This window comes from Thioalkalivibrio sp. ALJ2, from assembly GCF_000378325.1.
GTDB lineage: Bacteria > Pseudomonadota > Gammaproteobacteria > Ectothiorhodospirales > Ectothiorhodospiraceae > Thioalkalivibrio.
Map to the genome: position 1 here is coordinate 1 of NZ_KB899562.1, position 16394 is coordinate 16394.

Below are 16394 nucleotides of genomic sequence, written 5' to 3' on the forward strand. Positions count from 1 at the left end.
CACAGCACCTGACCACGCTGCACTTCGTCGCGCTTGGTACCACGCAGCAGAATGCCCACGTTGTCGCCCGCTTCGCCCTGGTCCAGCAGCTTGCGGAACATCTCGACACCGGTGACCGTGGTCTTCTGGGTGTCGCGGATACCGACAATCTCGATTTCCTCGCCCACCTTGACCACACCACGCTCGATACGACCGGTCACCACCGTGCCGCGGCCGGAGATCGAGAACACGTCCTCCACCGGCATCAGGAAGTCGCCGTCCACGGCGCGTTCCGGCTCCGGAATCCAGGTGTCCATCGCTTCGACCAGCTTGTAGATCGCCGGCGCGCCCACTTCGCTCTCGTCACCTTCCAGCGCCTTCAGCGCGGAACCGGTGATCACCGGGGTGTCGTCGCCCGGGAAGTCATAGGAAGACAGCAGGTCGCGCACTTCCATCTCGACCAGCTCGAGCAGCTCGGGGTCGTCGACCATGTCGGCCTTGTTCAGGAACACCACGATGTACGGCACACCGACCTGACGCGCCAGCAGGATGTGCTCGCGGGTCTGCGGCATCGGGCCATCGGCCGCGGACACCACCAGAATCGCGCCGTCCATCTGCGCCGCACCCGTGATCATGTTCTTCACGTAGTCCGCGTGCCCAGGGCAATCCACATGCGCGTAGTGACGAATGTCGGATTCGTATTCCACGTGCGCCGTGGCAATCGTAATCCCGCGCGCCTTCTCTTCCGGCGCATTGTCGATCTGGTCAAACGCACGGGCTTCACTGCCGTACTTCTTGCCCAGCACCGCCGTCATCGCCGCCGTCAGCGTGGTCTTGCCATGGTCCACATGACCAATCGTCCCCACATTCACATGCGGCTTCTTACGCTCGAACTTTTCCTTGGACACAGCTCAAACCTCTTTCTACAGTTCTTTCGGATTACGCGATTCGGTTCAGGAGGCCTTCGCCGCCACAGCCTCGGCGACCTGCGCCGGCGCCTCGGAGTACTTTTCGAACTCCATCGAGTACGTGGCGCGACCCTGGCTCATCGAGCGCAGCTGCGTCGAATAGCCAAACATCTCGGACAGCGGGACCTCGGCCTTCAGCAGCTTCTGACCCGCGATATCCTCCATACCCTTGACCAGACCACGACGTCGGTTCAGATCGCCCATCACGTCGCCCATGTATTCTTCCGGCGTCTCCACCTCGACCTTCATCATCGGTTCCAGCAGCACGGCGCCAGCCTTCAACGCACCCTCCTTGAAGGCCATCGAACCAGCCACCTTGAACGCCATCTCGTTCGAGTCAACGTCATGGTAGGAGCCGTCAAACAGCGTGACCTTTACGTCCACCACCGGGTAACCGGCGAGCACGCCGTTGGCCATCTGCTCCTCGACGCCCTTGTTGACGGCCGGGATGTAGTCCTTCGGCACGACACCACCGACGATGGCGTTGACGAATTCGTATCCGTCGCCCGCCTCTTGCGGCTCGATGCGCAGCCAGACATGACCGTACTGGCCGCGACCACCCGACTGGCGCACGAATTTGCCTTCGGTTTCCACGCTCTTCTTGATCGTCTCGCGGTACGCCACCTGCGGCTGACCGACGTTCGCCTCGACCTTGAACTCGCGCTTCATGCGGTCGACCAGGACCTCGAGATGAAGCTCACCCATGCCGGAGATGATCGTCTGGCCGGACTCTTCGTCAGTCCGCACACGGAAGGACGGGTCTTCCTGCGCCAGCTTGTTCAGCGCGATACCCATCTTTTCCTGGTCCGACTTGGTCTTCGGCTCGACCGCGATCGAGATCACCGGCTCCGGGAACTCCATGCGTTCCAGCTCGACCGGATTATTCGGATCGCAGAGGGTACTCCCCGTGTACAGATCCTTCAGGCCAACCACCGCACCAATGTCACCTGCGCGCAGCTCCTTGATCTCCTCGCGGGAGTTGGAGTGCATCTGCAGGATGCGGCCGATGCGCTCGCGGCGATTGTTCTGCGTATTAAGCACGGTGTCACCCGCGCTCAGCACCCCGGAGTAGACACGTACAAACGTCAGCGAGCCCACGTACGGGTCGGTCATGATCTTGAACGCGAGCGCGGCAAACGGCTCGTCGTCCGAGGCGTGCTTCGCGACCGGCTCTTCCGTCCCGGCCTTCACGCCCTTGATCGCCTTGACCTCTTCCGGCGACGGCAGGTACTCAACCACCGCGTCGAGCATGGCCTGCACGCCCTTGTTCTTGAACGCGGAGCCGCACAACATCGGCACGATCTCGAGTTCGATCGTGCGATGGCGAATCGCCTGCTTGATCTCTTCCTCGCTGAGGTCACCCTCGTTGAGGTACTTGTCCATCAGCTCTTCATTGGCTTCGGCAGCGGCCTCGAGCATGTTCTCGCGCCACTTTTCCGCCTCGGCCTTGAGCTCTTCGGGGATGTCCTTGTACTCGAAGGAGATGCCGAAGTTATCTTCGTCCCAGAAGATCGCCTGCATCTTGACCAGATCGATCACGCCCCGGAAGTTATCCTCGGCACCGATCGGCAGCTGGATCGGGACCGGGTTCGCCTGCAGACGCTCTCTCATCTGCTCGTAGACACGCAGGAAGTCGGCGCCGGCGCGGTCCATCTTGTTGACGAAGGCCATCCGCGGAACCGAGTACTTCGTGGCCTGACGCCAGACGGTCTCGGACTGCGGCTGCACACCACCCACGGCGCAGTACACCATCACCGCACCGTCGAGCACTCGCATGGAACGCTCCACCTCGATGGTGAAGTCCACGTGCCCCGGGGTATCGATGATGTTAACGCGGTGCTCATCGAACTGCTTGGCCATACCCTGCCAGAAGCAGGTGGTCGCCGCGGAAGTGATGGTGATCCCGCGCTCCTGTTCCTGCTCCATCCAGTCCATCGTGGCGGCGCCTTCATGGACCTCGCCGATCTTGTGCGACAGACCGGTGTAGAACAGGATGCGCTCGGTCGTCGTCGTCTTGCCGGCGTCGATGTGCGCGCTGATCCCGATGTTCCGGTAGCGCTTCAGTGGGGTCTTGCGTGCCACGTTGAGCCTCTCTAAATCGGTTTTACCAGCGGAAATGGGCGAACGCCTTGTTCGCTTCCGCCATGCGGTGAGTGTCTTCGCGCTTCTTCACGGCGGAGCCCTTGGAATCGGCGGCATCCATCAGCTCGCCCGCCAGCTTCAGCGCCATGGTCCGCTCGCCACGCTTGCGGGCCGCTTCCACGACCCAGCGCATCGCCAGGGCGTCCTGACGAACCGAACGCACCTCGACCGGCACCTGGTAGGTGGCGCCGCCCACGCGACGAGACTTCACCTCGACACGCGGACGAATGTTGTCCAGCGCGCGCTCCAGTGCACCCATGCCATCACCCTGCTTGGACTCAATCTGGTCCAGCGCGCCGTACACGACCTGCTCTGCGACCGACTTCTTGCCGTCACGCATCACGGTATTGATGAACTTGGCCAGGCGCTCGCTTCCGAACTTCGGATCCGGAAGGATGTGACGCTTGGGGGCAGCTGCTCTTCTCGACATGTCTCAGTTCCCGCTCTTGTACACGGTTAGGATTTCTTCGGGCGCTTGGTGCCGTACTTGGAACGACCCTGGGTGCGGTTCTGCACACCCTGGGTATCCAGGGAGCCACGCACCGTGTGGTAACGCACACCGGGAAGATCCTTTACACGACCGCCGCGAATCAGGACCACCGAGTGCTCCTGCAGGTTGTGGCCTTCGCCGCCGATGTAACTACTGACTTCGTAGCCATTGGTCAGACGCACGCGCGCAACCTTGCGCAGCGCGGAATTCGGCTTCTTCGGCGTGGTCGTGTAGACACGGGTGCATACCCCGCGCTTCTGCGGCGAGCCCTGCAGCGCCGGCACGTCGCTCTTCTCGACGGGGCGCTTGCGGGGCTTGCGTACCAACTGATTGATCGTGGCCATGAAACCCTTTCTCCTAGCCTAAAAATAACGACAGGCCGGCGCCGTGACCGGCCTGTCGAGGGAGCGGAATTCTAATCGCCGCCCCCTGAAGTGTCAACAGAAGGGGAGGCTATTCGGAGCCTTCCCCGGTGGTTTCCGGACCCGAGGCATCGGATTCGGTGTCGGCGGTGACCGCTGACGCCTCCTCGACGGTCTCGAACTCCGGCATTTCCAGCTCGCGCTTGCGGCGACGTTCCTTGTGGTATGCCAGCCCCGTACCGGCCGGGATCAGGCGACCCACAATCACGTTCTCCTTCAGGCCACGCAGATCGTCACGGGCGCCACGGGTGGACGCCTCGGTCAGCACGCGGGTGGTCTCCTGGAAAGAGGCCGCGGAGATGAACGATTCCGTCACCAGCGACGCCTTGGTGATGCCGAGCAGCACACGCTCGTAGGTCGCCGGCTGCTGGTCGTCACCGAGCTTCTCGTTCTCCTCGAGGACCCGCACACGATCCACCTGGTCCCCCGCGAGGAACTTGGTGTCGCCTGGGTTGACGATGTTCACCTTGCGCATCATCTGACGAACAATGACTTCGATGTGCTTGTCATTGATCTTCACGCCCTGCAGGCGATAGACGTCCTGGATTTCCTGGACCTGGTATTCGGCCAGGGTGGTCACACCCCGCAGGCGCACGATGTCGTGCGGGTCCAGCTCACCGTCCACCACAACCTCGCCGCGCTCCACGCGCTCGCCCTCGAACACGTTCACGGTGCGCAGTTTCGGGATCAGCATCTCGACCGGATCACCCTTGTCCGGCGTGATCACCAGGCGCTGCTTGCCCTTGGTCTCCTTGCCGAACGAGACGGTGCCGGAGATCTCCGCCAGCACGGCCGGCTCCTTCGGACGGCGGGCCTCGAACAAATCGGCCACACGCGGCAGACCACCGGTGATGTCGCGGGTCTTGGACGACTCCTGCGGCAGGCGGGCGATAACGTCACCGACCTCGACGCGGGCATTGTCCTCGAGATTGAAGATCGCATTGGCCGGCAGCATGTACTGCGCGGGCATGTCGGTGCCCGGGATGTACACCTCGTTGCCATCATCATCCACAAGCTTGACGGTCGGGCGCAGGTCCTTGCCGGCGCTCGAGCGGCTCTTCGGATCGAGCACCACATTCTGGGACAGACCGGTGAATTCGTCCGTCTCCTTGGTCACGGTGACATTCTCGACGAAGTCCGCCAGACGAATGTAGCCGCCCACCTCGGTGACGATCGGGTGGGTATGCGGATCCCAGGTCGCGACTTCCTGACCGGCCTCGACCGCATCTCCATCCTTGACGGTGATGGTGGCGCCGTAGGGGATCTTGTAGCGCTCACGCTCGCGCCCCTGGTCGTCGATTACACCCAGCTCCCCGGAGCGCGAGACCGCAACCAGGTTGTCCGCCTTGTTGGTGACGGTCTTCAGGTTGTGCAGACGCACGGACCCGGCGTTCTTCACCTGGATCGCGCTGACCGTAACCGCACGGCTGGCCGCACCCCCGATATGGAAGGTACGCATGGTCAGCTGGGTGCCCGGCTCGCCGATGGACTGCGCGGCGATCACGCCCACCGCTTCGCCCTCGTTGACCTCGTGGCCACGGGCCAGATCGCGGCCGTAGCACTTGGCGCAGATGCCCTGGCGGGTCTCGCAGGTAATCGCGGAGCGCACCAGCACCTCGTCCACCGAGGCCTCGTCCAGCTTGTCGACCATTGCCTCATCCAGCAGCGTGCCCGCCGGCACCAGAACCTCGTCGGTGCCCGGGCGATGGACGTCCACCGCCGTGGTTCGACCCAGTACGCGGTCGCGCAGCGGCTCGACTACATCCCCGCCCTCGATGATCGGCTTCATCACCAGGCCCTGCTGGGTCCCGCAGTCGTGCTGAGTAACCACCACGTCCTGTGACACATCCACCAGACGGCGGGTCAGGTAACCGGAGTTCGCGGTCTTCAGCGCGGTATCGGCCAGACCTTTACGCGCACCGTGGGTCGAGATGAAGTACTGCAGGACGTTCAGACCCTCGCGGAAGTTCGCGGTGATCGGCGTCTCGATGATGGAGCCGTCCGGCTTGGCCATCAGGCCACGCATCCCCGCCAGCTGACGGATCTGGGCCGCAGAACCACGCGCGCCGGAATCGGCCATCATGAAGATCGAGTTGAACGAGCTCTGCTCGACCGTCTCGCCCTCGGCGTTGGTGACCTGCTCCTTGCCGAGCCGCTCCATCATCGCCTTCGCGACCTGGTCATTGCAGTGCGACCAGATGTCCACGACCTTGTTGTAGCGCTCGCCCTTGGTGACCAGGCCCGAGGCATACTGCTCCTCGATCTCCTTCACCTGCTCTTCGGCGTTCTGCAGGATCGGCTGCTTCTCGTCCGGGATGACCATGTCATCCGAGCAGAACGAGACCCCGGCGCGGGTCGAATAGTAGAAGCCCGCATACATCAGCTGGTCCGCGAACACCACGGTGTCCTTCAGGCCCAGGCGACGGTAGCAGGAGTTGATCAGCGCGGAGATGGTCTTCTTGCTGAGCTCGCGGTCGATCAGCTCGAACGGCAGCCCCTTCGGCATGATGCGCGACAGGATCGCGCGACCGACCGTAGTCTCCACGCGCATGGATGGCAGCGGCTCGCCTTCCGCGACATCCGCCATGGTGTCGGCGATGCGCACGGTGACGCGCGCATGCAGGTCGACCAACTTGTGTTCGTAGGCGCGATGCACCTCGTCCACATCGGCGAAGGTCATGCCCTCGCCCTTGGCGTTCACCTTCTCGCGCGAGAGGTAGTACAGACCCAGCACGATATCCTGCGACGGCACGATGATCGGCTCGCCGTTGGCCGGCGACAGTACGTTGTTGGAGGACAGCATCAGCGTGCGCGCCTCCAGCTGGGCCTCCAGCGACAGCGGCACGTGCACGGCCATCTGGTCACCGTCGAAGTCGGCGTTGAACGCGGCACAGACCAGCGGGTGCAGCTGGATCGCCTTGCCCTCGATCAACACCGGTTCAAAGGCCTGGATGCCCAGGCGGTGCAGGGTCGGGGCACGGTTCAGCATCACCGGATGCTCGCGGATCACCTCTTCGAGGATATCCCAGACCTCGGGACCTTCCTTCTCCACGGCCTTCTTGGCGGCCTTGATGGTGGTCGCCAGTCCACGGCGCTGCAGCTTTCCGAAGATGAACGGCTTGAACAGTTCCAGCGCCATTCGCTTGGGCAGGCCACACTGGTGCAGGCGCAGGGTCGGGCCGACCACGATCACGGAACGGCCGGAATAGTCGACACGCTTGCCGAGCAGGTTCTGGCGGAAGCGGCCCTGCTTGCCCTTGATCATGTCAGCCAGGGACTTCAGCGGGCGCTTGTTGGTGCCGGTGATCGCACGACCGCGACGGCCGTTATCCAGCAGCGCATCCACGGACTCCTGCAGCATGCGCTTTTCGTTGCGCACGATGATATCCGGGGCGTTCAGCTCCAGCAGGCGGCGCAGACGGTTGTTGCGGTTGATCACCCGGCGATACAGGTCGTTCAGGTCGGAAGTCGCGAAGCGACCACCGTCCAGCGGCACCAGCGGGCGCAGGTCCGGCGGCAGCACCGGCAGCACGGACATGATCATCCACTCCGGCTTGTTGCCGGATTCCAGGAACGACTCGATCAGCTTGAGGCGCTTGCCCAGACGCTTGATCTTGGTCTCGGACCCGGTCTCGGACAGATCCTGGCGCAGCTTCGCGGCCTCGCCCTGCAGGTCCATCTCCCTCAGCAGGCTCAGCACGGCCTCGGCACCCATCATCGCGGTGAAGTCGTCGCCGTGCTCCTCCATCGCCTCGAGGTATTCCTCGTCGGTCAGGAGCTGGCCCTTCTCCAGCGTGGTGAAGCCCGGGTCGATCACAATGAAGGACTCGAAGTAGAGCACCTTCTCGATGTCCTTCAGGGTCATGTCGAGCAGCAGCCCGATGCGGGACGGCAGGCTCTTCAGGTACCAGATGTGCGCGACCGGCGAGGCCAGGTCGATGTGCCCCATGCGCTCGCGGCGCACCTTGGTCTGGGTCACCTCGACGCCGCACTTCTCGCAGACCACACCCCGGTGCTTCAGGCGCTTGTACTTGCCGCACAGGCACTCGTAGTCCTTCACCGGGCCGAAGATCTTGGCGCAGAACAGGCCATCGCGCTCCGGCTTGAAGGTCCGGTAGTTGATGGTCTCCGGCTTCTTAACCTCGCCAAAGGACCACGAACGGATCTGGTCCGCGGAGGCCAGGCCGATACGGATCGCATCGAACTCTTCCGGCTGGGTCTGCTGCTTGAACAGATTGAGGAGGTCTTTCATTCGCTATGCCTCACAAAGCTTTGGGTCGAGGGGTGCCCTGCACCCCTTCGGATCACATTCGGATCGGAGGAGATCAGTCCTGCTCCAGCTCGATATTGATGCCGAGCGCCTTGATCTCCTTCATGAGCACGTTGAACGACTCGGGGACGTTGGCCTCCATGTGGTGCTCGCCGTCGACGATGTTCTTGTACATCTTGTTGCGGCCCTGCACGTCGTCCGCCTTCACCGTCAGCATTTCCTGCAGGGTGTAGGCGGCACCGTAGGCCTCCAGCGCCCAGACCTCCATCTCGCCGAAGCGCTGACCACCGAACTGCGCCTTGCCGCCCAGCGGCTGCTGGGTGACCAGGGAATACGGACCGGTCGACCGCGCGTGCATCTTGTCGTCGACCAGATGGTTCAGCTTCAGCATGTGCATGTAGCCGACGGTCACCGGGCGATCGAAGGAGTCACCGGTCCGGCCGTCGAACAGCTCGGCCTGCCCCGTCTCGGGCAGATCGGCCAGCCGCAGCATCTCCTTGATCTCGGCCTCCTCGGCACCATCGAACACCGGCGTCGCCATCGGCACGCCACCGCGCAGGTTGCGGCAAAGCGCAATGATCTCGGCGTCCGACATGGAGTCGAGGTCGACCTTCTTGTCACGGTGGTTATAGATATTGCCCAGGAACTCGCGCAGCTTCGCGATTTCGGCCTGCGCCTCGAGCATGCGGTTGATCTTGTCGCCCAGCCCCTTCGCGGCCCAGCCCAGATGAACCTCCAGCACCTGCCCGACGTTCATGCGCGAGGGCACGCCCAGCGGGTTCAGGACCACGTCGACCGGGGTCCCGTCGTCGAGGAACGGCATGTCCTCTTCCGGCACGATCATCGAGATCACGCCCTTGTTCCCGTGGCGGCCGGCCATCTTGTCGCCCGGCTGCAGACGGCGCTTCACGGCCACGTAGACCTTGACCATCTTCTGCACGCCCGGCGGCAGGTCGTCGCCCGCGGCGACCTTGGCCTTCTGGTGCTCGAACTTCTTGTCGAACAGCTCGTGCTGCTCCTGCAGCTGGCGACCGAGGTCCTCCAGCTGCGAGTTCACGGCGTCGTCCTTCAGGCGCACCTCGAACCACTGGTTGCGGGACAGGCCCTGCAGGTACTTCTTGGTGACCTTGGAGCCGTCACCCAGCCCTTCCGGACCGCCGGCAGCCGCCTTGTTGAGCAGCAGCTTCTCGACGCGGGCGTAGATATCGTCCTCGTAGATTCGCAGCTGGTCCTTCAGGTCCTTCTTGACCGCAGCGAGGTCGTCTTCCTCAATCGACTTGGCACGCGCATCCTTCTCCACGCCATCGCGGGTGAACACGCGCACGTCGATCACCGTGCCCTCGATGCCGGACGGCACACGCAGGGAGGTGTCCTTCACGTCCGAGGCCTTCTCGCCAAAGATGGCCCTCAGGAGCTTCTCTTCCGGGGTCAGCTGGGTCTCGCCCTTCGGCGTGACCTTGCCGACCAGGATGTCGCCCGGGTTTACCTCGGCGCCAACATAAACCACACCGGACTCGTCCAGCTTGGCCAGCAGCGACTCGGAGACGTTCGGGATATCCGCGGTGATCTCTTCCTGGCCCAGCTTGGTGTCGCGCGCGACACAGTTGAGCTCCTCGATGTGGATCGTGGTGTAGCGGTCCTCCTGCACCACGCGCTCGGAGATCAGGATGGAATCCTCGAAGTTGTAGCCGTTCCAGGGCATGAACGCGACCATCATGTTCTGCCCCAGGGCCAGCTCGCCGAGATCGGTCGAGGAGCCATCGGCCAGCACATCGCCGCGGGCGATCTCGTCGCCTACCGCGACCAGCGGACGCTGGTTGATGCTGGTGTTCTGGTTGGAACGCGAGTACTTGGTCAGGTTGTAGATATCCACACCCGGCTCGCCGGCGACGGTCTCGTCATCGTTCACGCGCACCACCACGCGGGCGGCATCCACGGAATCGACCGTACCGCCGCGCTTGGCGACGATCGCGGACCCGGAGTCGATCGCCACCGTGCGCTCGATACCGGTACCGACCAGCGGCTTGTCCGCGCGCAGGCAGGGCACGGCCTGACGCTGCATGTTCGCACCCATCAGGGCGCGGTTGGCATCGTCATGCTCGAGGAACGGCAGCAGCGCGGCGGCCACGGACACGATCTGCTTCGGCGAGATATCCATGTACTGGATCTTGTCCGGCGAGGAGATCGTGAACTCCTCCTGGAAGCGGCAGGAGACTAGGTCGTCGGTCAGACGCCCTTGCTCGTCCATCGCCGCGTTCGCCTGGGCGATCACGTACTGGCTCTCCTCGATTGCGGACAGGTACACGATCTCGTCGGTGACCTTGCCGTCTTCGACCTTGCGGTACGGGGTCTCGAGGAAGCCGTAGCGGTTGGTGCGGGCATACACGGCCAGCGAGTTGATCAGGCCGATGTTCGGGCCTTCCGGCGTCTCGATCGGGCAGACACGACCGTAGTGGGTGGGGTGCACGTCGCGCACCTCGAAGCCCGCACGTTCGCGCGTCAGGCCGCCCGGGCCCAGCGCGGAGATACGGCGCTTGTGGGTCACCTCGGACAGCGGGTTGTTCTGGTCCATGAACTGCGACAGCTGGCTGGAACCGAAGAACTCCTTGACCGCGGCGGCCACCGGCTTCGCGTTGATCAGCTCCTGCGGCATCAGCCCTTCGCTCTCCGCGACGGTCAAACGCTCCTTGACCGCACGCTCGACGCGCACCAGGCCCAGACGGAACTGGTTTTCCGCCATCTCGCCCACGCTGCGGATGCGCCGGTTGCCCAGGTGGTCGATGTCATCGGTACGGCCGTTGCCGTTGCGCAGGTCGATCAGGACCTTCAGCACGTCGAGGATGTCCTCGGGTGACAGCACGCCCGGGCCCTCGTCGGTATCGCGGCCGACACGGCGGTTGAACTTCATCCGGCCGACCGCCGACAGGTCGTAGCGGTCCTCGGAGAAGAACAGGTTGGAGAACAGGTTCTCGGCGGCGTCCTTGGTCGGCGGCTCACCGGGACGCATCACCCGATAGATCTCGACCTGGGCCTCCAGCTGCGTCTTGGTCGGATCCAGACGCAGGGTGTCCGACATGAACGGACCGTGGTCGTAGTCGTTGGTGTAGATGGTCTCCACCGACTTCACGCCCTCGGCGCGCAGCTTGTCCAGCAGCTCCTGGGTCAACGGGTCATTGCCAGCCGCCATCAGTTCGCCGGTCGACTCGTCCACCACGCCCTTGGCCAGCACGCGGCCGAGCAGGTACTCGTCCGGTACGCGCAGCCGGTTGATGCCGGCTTTTTCGATCTCGCGGATATGCCGCGGCGTAATCCGGCGCCCGGCCTCGACGATCACGTTCTTGCCGTCGGTGATGTCGACCACGGCGGTCTCGCCGCGCAGGCGCTCGGGGATCAGGTCCAGTTCACCGCCGTCTTCATCGAGAGTGATCTGGTTGAATTCAAAGAAGGTGGACAGGATCTCTTCCGTATCCATGCCCAGCGCGCGCAGCAGGATCGACGCCGGCAGCTTGCGGCGACGGTCGATACGCACGTAAACCCCGTCCTTGGCATCGAACTCGAAGTCCAGCCAGGAACCGCGGTACGGAATAATGCGCGCGTTGTAGAGCAGCTTCTGGGCGCTGCCCTGAGTCTTGCCCCGGTCGCTGTCAAAGAACACGCCGGGCGAACGATGCAGCTGGGAGACGATCACGCGCTCGGTGCCGTTGATCACGAAGGTCCCGTTCTCCGTCATGAGCGGCATCTCGCCCATGTAGACCTCCTGCTCCTTGACCTCCTTGACCACGGTGGAGCCAGCAGGGGCCTCCTTGTCGTGGATCACCAGGCGCAGCAGGACACGCAGCGGGGCCGCGTAGGTCACGCCACGGATCTGGCATTCCTTCACATCGAACAGCGGCTCGCCCAGGCGGTAGCTGACGTACTCGAGCTGGACATGACCGGAATAGCTAACAATCGGGAACACCGACTGAAACGCCGCGTGCAGGCCCAGCGCGTGACGCGCCTCCGGACCTTTTTCGGCCTGCAGGAAATCCCGATAGGAGGTCAATTGGGTTTCCAGCAGATACGGGACGTCCAGGATCTGGGGACGCTTCCCGAAGTCCTTGCGGATACGTTTCTTTTCGGTATAACTGAGGGCCATGGCTTACCTCGGCGGCTAGCTGAACAACGCGCGAAAAAACCCGCGCCACCACGGGCTGAGGCTGACGACCAAAAGGCCGCCAGCCTCAGGGCTTCGTGATGTACACGAAAACAACAGGCGCAAGCGCCTTTTACTTCAGTTCGACGGTGGCGCCAGCCTCTTCCAGCTCCGCCTTCATCTTCTCGGCTTCTTCCTTCGCCGCGCCTTCCTTGACGGTCGCCGGAACGCCTTCGACCATTTCCTTGGCCTCCTTCAGGCCCAGACCGGTCAGGCCACGGACGACCTTGATCACGCCGACCTTGTTCTCGCCAAAGCTGGACATGACGACGTCGAACTCGTCCTTGGCTTCGGCAGCAGCGGCTTCACCACCGCCGGCGGCAGCCGGGGCGGCCGCAACGGCGGCAGCGGCGGAAACGCCGAACTTCTCTTCCATCTCGCTGATCAGGTCCACGATTTCCAGGACCGTCATGTTGCCGATGGCTTCCAGGATGTCTTCTTTCGAAACGGCCATTTTTTACTCTCCTAACGGGGAACACCCGTATTCATTCAGTACTTGCTCAGAAACGGCTTGATGAGATTCAGGCTGCCTGTTTCTGGTCACGAATTGCTGCAACGGTACGCACGAGCTTGCCCGGGACTTCGTTCACCGTACGGGCGAACTTGTCGAGCGGCGCCTTCATGGTGGCGAGAAGCGTTGCGAGCGCTTCATCGCGCGTCGGCAGACTGGCGAGGCGATCGAGATCGTTCGCACCCATCAGCTGCCCACCAAACGACACCAGCCGGACCTTCAGCTGTTCGTTTTCCTTGGCGAAGGACTTCACCAGACGCGCGGCGGAGCCAGGCTCCTCTTCACTGAAGGCCAGGATCAGCGGGCCATGCAGCTCGGGCTGCATGCACGCGAAATCCGTACCCTCGATGGCACGCTTGGCGAGGTTGTTCTTCACCACCCGCAGATAGACCCCGGAATTGCGAGCCTGCCGACGAAGGTCGGTCATCTGCGCGACCGAGAGACCTCGGTATTCCGCGGCGACCGCGGAATGCGCCGAGGCAGCAACCGTAGCCAGCTCCGAGACAATCGCCTTCTTGTCGTCGAGATTCAAAGCCACGTTGACTCTCCTCTAGTGAGACCACCCGGAGGCGGTCGTGAAACCGGGCGAACCCGGCACTTCGGTGCTCCCGTCGCAGGTACTTCCTGAATCGGGTGACACCATCTGCGCAGGCTGGTGGATTAAGCCGTCCCGCGAACGGGGCAGCGCCTGCGGTCTTGGATGGCGTGCCGCTTGCGCGACAGCCGACCAAAAACCAAAAAACTTCTTACAGCGACAGCGAGGCCTGGTCGACCTTCACGCCCGGGCCCATCGTCGTGGAGATCGTGACCCCCTTGACGTACTGCCCCTTGGACGTCGCCGGCTTCATCTTGACCAGATCCGCCAGCAGGGCGTTCAGGTTGTCGGCCAGCGAGCTGGAGTCGAAATCGGCCGCGCCAATGGTGCAGTGCACGATCCCGCCCTTGTCGGTGCGGTAGCGCACCTGGCCGCTCTTGGCGTTGGTCACCGCGGTCGCCACGTCCGGCGTCACGGTACCGACCTTCGGGTTCGGCATCAGGCCGCGCGGGCCGAGGATCTGGCCGAGCTGCCCGACGACACGCATCGCGTCCGGGGAGGCGATCACCACGTCGAAATCCATCTGGCCGGCCTTCACCTGTTCGGCGAGGTCGTCCATACCGACCACATCGGCACCGGCTTCCTTCGCGGCGTCGGCATTCGCGCCCTGAGTGAACACGGCCACGCGCACGCTCTTGCCATTGCCATGCGGCAGCACCGTCGAGCCACGCACGACCTGATCGGACTTGCGCGGGTCCACGCCGAGGTTCACAGCCACGTCGACCGACTCGCGGAACTTTGCCTTCGGCAGTTCACGCAGCAGGTCAAACGCTTCGGTCACCGGATAGAGACGGCCTGGCTCGACTTTCTCGCGGATGGCCTTCATTCGCTTGGTCATTTTCGCCATGTCAGAGACCCTCCACTTCGAGGCCCATGCTGCGGGCACTGCCGGCAATGGTACGCACCGCGGCGTCCAGATCCGCAGCGGTCAGATCCGGCTCCTTGGTCTTCGCGATTTCCTCGAGCTGTGCCCGGGTCACGGTGCCGACCTTGTTGGTATTCGGCTCGCCGGAACCCTTCTGCACACCCGCGGCCTTCTTCAGAAGGATCGCCGCCGGCGGCGTCTTGGTGACAAAGGTAAAGCTGCGATCTGAATAGACGGTGATCACCACCGGAATCGGCAGACCGGGCTCGATCTCCTGGGTCTGGGCGTTAAACGCCTTGCAGAACTCCATGATGTTCACACCGCGCTGACCCAGCGCCGGCCCGACGGGCGGGCTCGGGTTCGCCTTGCCGGCGGGCACCTGAAGCTTGATATATGCTTCGATTTTCTTCGCCATGATGACTCCCTCGGGTACAAGCGCCTCGCGGCTCCCCGACTAGCAGTGGTGACGTCGGTACGTCAGGTTTTCTCGACTTGGTGGAACTCGAGTTCCACGGGTGTCGAGCGACCAAAAATCTGGACAGCCACCAGGAGGCGGCTCTTCTCGTAGTTCACTTCTTCCACGACGCCATTGAAGTCGTTGAACGGGCCGTCGATCACGCGAACCATCTCGCCCACCTCGAACAGGACCTTCGGGCGCGGCTTCTCGGCGCCTTCCTGCATGCGCTGCAGGATGGCATCGGCTTCCTTGTCGCTGATCGGGGCCGGCCGGTCTGCGGTGCCACCGATGAAACCAAGCACGCGCGGGACCGCCTTGACCAGGTGCCAGGCCTCGTCGTTCAAGTCCATCTGCACGAGGACATACCCCGGGAAGAACTTGCGCTCGCTCTTGCGCTTCTGGCCGTCCTTCATCTCGACGACCTCTTCGGTAGGCACCAGGATCTGGCCGAAGTGGTCCTGCATGGCGAAACGCTCGATGCGCTCCTCCAGCGACCGCTTCACCTGGGCCTCGAAGCCCGAGAATGCCTGTACGACGTACCAGCGTAATGCCATGGAGAGAATCCTGTGACTATCCGATGAAGCGACTGATGGACCAACCCAGGAACATGTCCAGGAGCCAGAGGAAGATCCCGATTATGATCACGACGGCGATGACGATCAGCGTGGTCTGGGTGGTCTCGACCCGGGTCGGCCAGACCATCTTGCGCACCTCGGTGCGCGCATTGCCCATAAAGGCCGCCAGCTGATGCCCCTTCGCCGTGGTCATGCCAATCGCCACGGCCACGCCGACCACGGCCAGCAGCCCGAGCACACGAATCAGAGTGGACTCGTCCGAGAACCAATAAAAGCCCATGACGCCAGCAATCAGCAGCGCCACGGCTACCGCGAGCTTGAAAGTATCCAGCCCGCCGGTCTGTTCCGATTGTTCACTCATGAATACGTATCACCCGGTACTCGCCGCCATCGGTGAAGATGGCAGGCCAGGAGGGACTCGAACCCCCAACCTGCGGTTTTGGAGACCGCTGCTCTGCCAATTGAGCTACTGGCCTAAAAATCGAATCGACAAGAAACAAACGCGAGAGACGACGCACCAGGCGCCGCCTCTCGCGGTCGATCGTTCAACTTATCTACTGTATCACTCGATGATCTTGGATACGACGCCGGCGCCGACGGTGCGGCCGCCTTCGCGAATCGCAAAGCGCAGACCATCTTCCATCGCGATCGGGCTGATCAGCGACACGGTCATCTTCACGTTGTCACCCGGCATCACCATCTCGGTGCCTTCCGGCAGCTCCACCGAACCCGTCACGTCCGTCGTGCGGAAGTAGAACTGCGGGCGATAACCATTGAAGAACGGGGTATGACGACCACCCTCGTCCTTGCCCAGGATGTACACCTCGGCCTCGAAATGCGTGTGCGGGTTGATCGAACCCGGCTTGCACAGCACCTGACCACGCTGCACTTCGTCGCGCTTGGTACCACGCAGCAGAATGCCCACGTT

At 63.1% G+C, this 16394-nt stretch carries 12 protein-coding genes, 1 tRNA gene and 1 pseudogene; all 14 read right to left on the reverse strand.

Annotated elements, in window-relative coordinates:
• Positions 1–887, reverse strand: an 887-nt coding sequence (gene tuf / locus F468_RS0113505) for an elongation factor Tu (RefSeq protein WP_018995109.1), incomplete at its 3' end; no start/stop codon positions are given.
• A 45-nt stretch (positions 888–932) separates the two neighbouring features.
• Positions 933–3029, reverse strand: coding sequence for an elongation factor G (fusA, locus tag F468_RS0113510; protein WP_018137619.1), 2097 nt, complete (start codon positions 3027–3029; stop codon positions 933–935).
• A 22-nt stretch (positions 3030–3051) separates the two neighbouring features.
• A complete protein-coding gene (gene rpsG / locus F468_RS0113515; RefSeq protein ID WP_018175517.1) occupies positions 3052–3519 on the reverse strand; it encodes a 30S ribosomal protein S7 in 468 nt (155 codons plus the stop codon).
• A 26-nt stretch (positions 3520–3545) separates the two neighbouring features.
• Complete coding sequence (gene rpsL / locus F468_RS0113520; protein WP_012983537.1) at positions 3546–3923, reverse strand: 30S ribosomal protein S12; 378 nt, start codon at positions 3921–3923, stop codon at positions 3546–3548.
• Positions 3924–4032: 109 nt separating this feature from the next.
• Positions 4033–8253, reverse strand: coding sequence for a DNA-directed RNA polymerase subunit beta' (rpoC, locus tag F468_RS0113525; protein WP_018994319.1), 4221 nt, complete (start codon positions 8251–8253; stop codon positions 4033–4035).
• A 73-nt stretch (positions 8254–8326) separates the two neighbouring features.
• Positions 8327–12406, reverse strand: coding sequence for a DNA-directed RNA polymerase subunit beta (rpoB, locus tag F468_RS0113530; RefSeq protein ID WP_018175515.1), 4080 nt, complete (start codon positions 12404–12406; stop codon positions 8327–8329).
• A 130-nt stretch (positions 12407–12536) separates the two neighbouring features.
• Positions 12537–12917 carry a 50S ribosomal protein L7/L12 gene (gene rplL, locus F468_RS0113535; RefSeq protein ID WP_018137615.1) on the reverse strand — a complete coding sequence of 127 codons (381 nt, stop codon included), beginning with the start codon at positions 12915–12917 and terminating at the stop codon, positions 12537–12539.
• A gap of 67 nt (positions 12918–12984) precedes the next feature.
• Complete coding sequence (gene rplJ / locus F468_RS0113540) at positions 12985–13506, reverse strand: 50S ribosomal protein L10 (RefSeq protein WP_018137614.1); 522 nt, start codon at positions 13504–13506, stop codon at positions 12985–12987.
• A gap of 214 nt (positions 13507–13720) precedes the next feature.
• A complete protein-coding gene (gene rplA, locus F468_RS0113545; RefSeq protein ID WP_018137613.1) occupies positions 13721–14416 on the reverse strand; it encodes a 50S ribosomal protein L1 in 696 nt (231 codons plus the stop codon).
• Between the two features lies 1 nt (position 14417).
• Positions 14418–14849, reverse strand: a complete 432-nt coding sequence (rplK, locus tag F468_RS0113550; RefSeq protein ID WP_018137612.1) for a 50S ribosomal protein L11 — start codon at positions 14847–14849, stop codon at positions 14418–14420.
• Between the two features lie 62 nt (positions 14850–14911).
• A complete protein-coding gene (gene nusG / locus F468_RS0113555; protein WP_018137611.1) occupies positions 14912–15445 on the reverse strand; it encodes a transcription termination/antitermination protein NusG in 534 nt (177 codons plus the stop codon).
• Positions 15446–15461: 16 nt separating this feature from the next.
• A complete protein-coding gene (gene secE, locus F468_RS0113560) occupies positions 15462–15827 on the reverse strand; it encodes a preprotein translocase subunit SecE (protein ID WP_012983545.1) in 366 nt (121 codons plus the stop codon).
• Between the two features lie 39 nt (positions 15828–15866).
• Positions 15867–15942: transfer RNA gene (locus F468_RS0113565), tRNA-Trp, on the reverse strand.
• A gap of 86 nt (positions 15943–16028) precedes the next feature.
• A pseudogene (locus F468_RS0113570) lies at positions 16029–16394 on the reverse strand (elongation factor Tu); the annotation flags it as partial.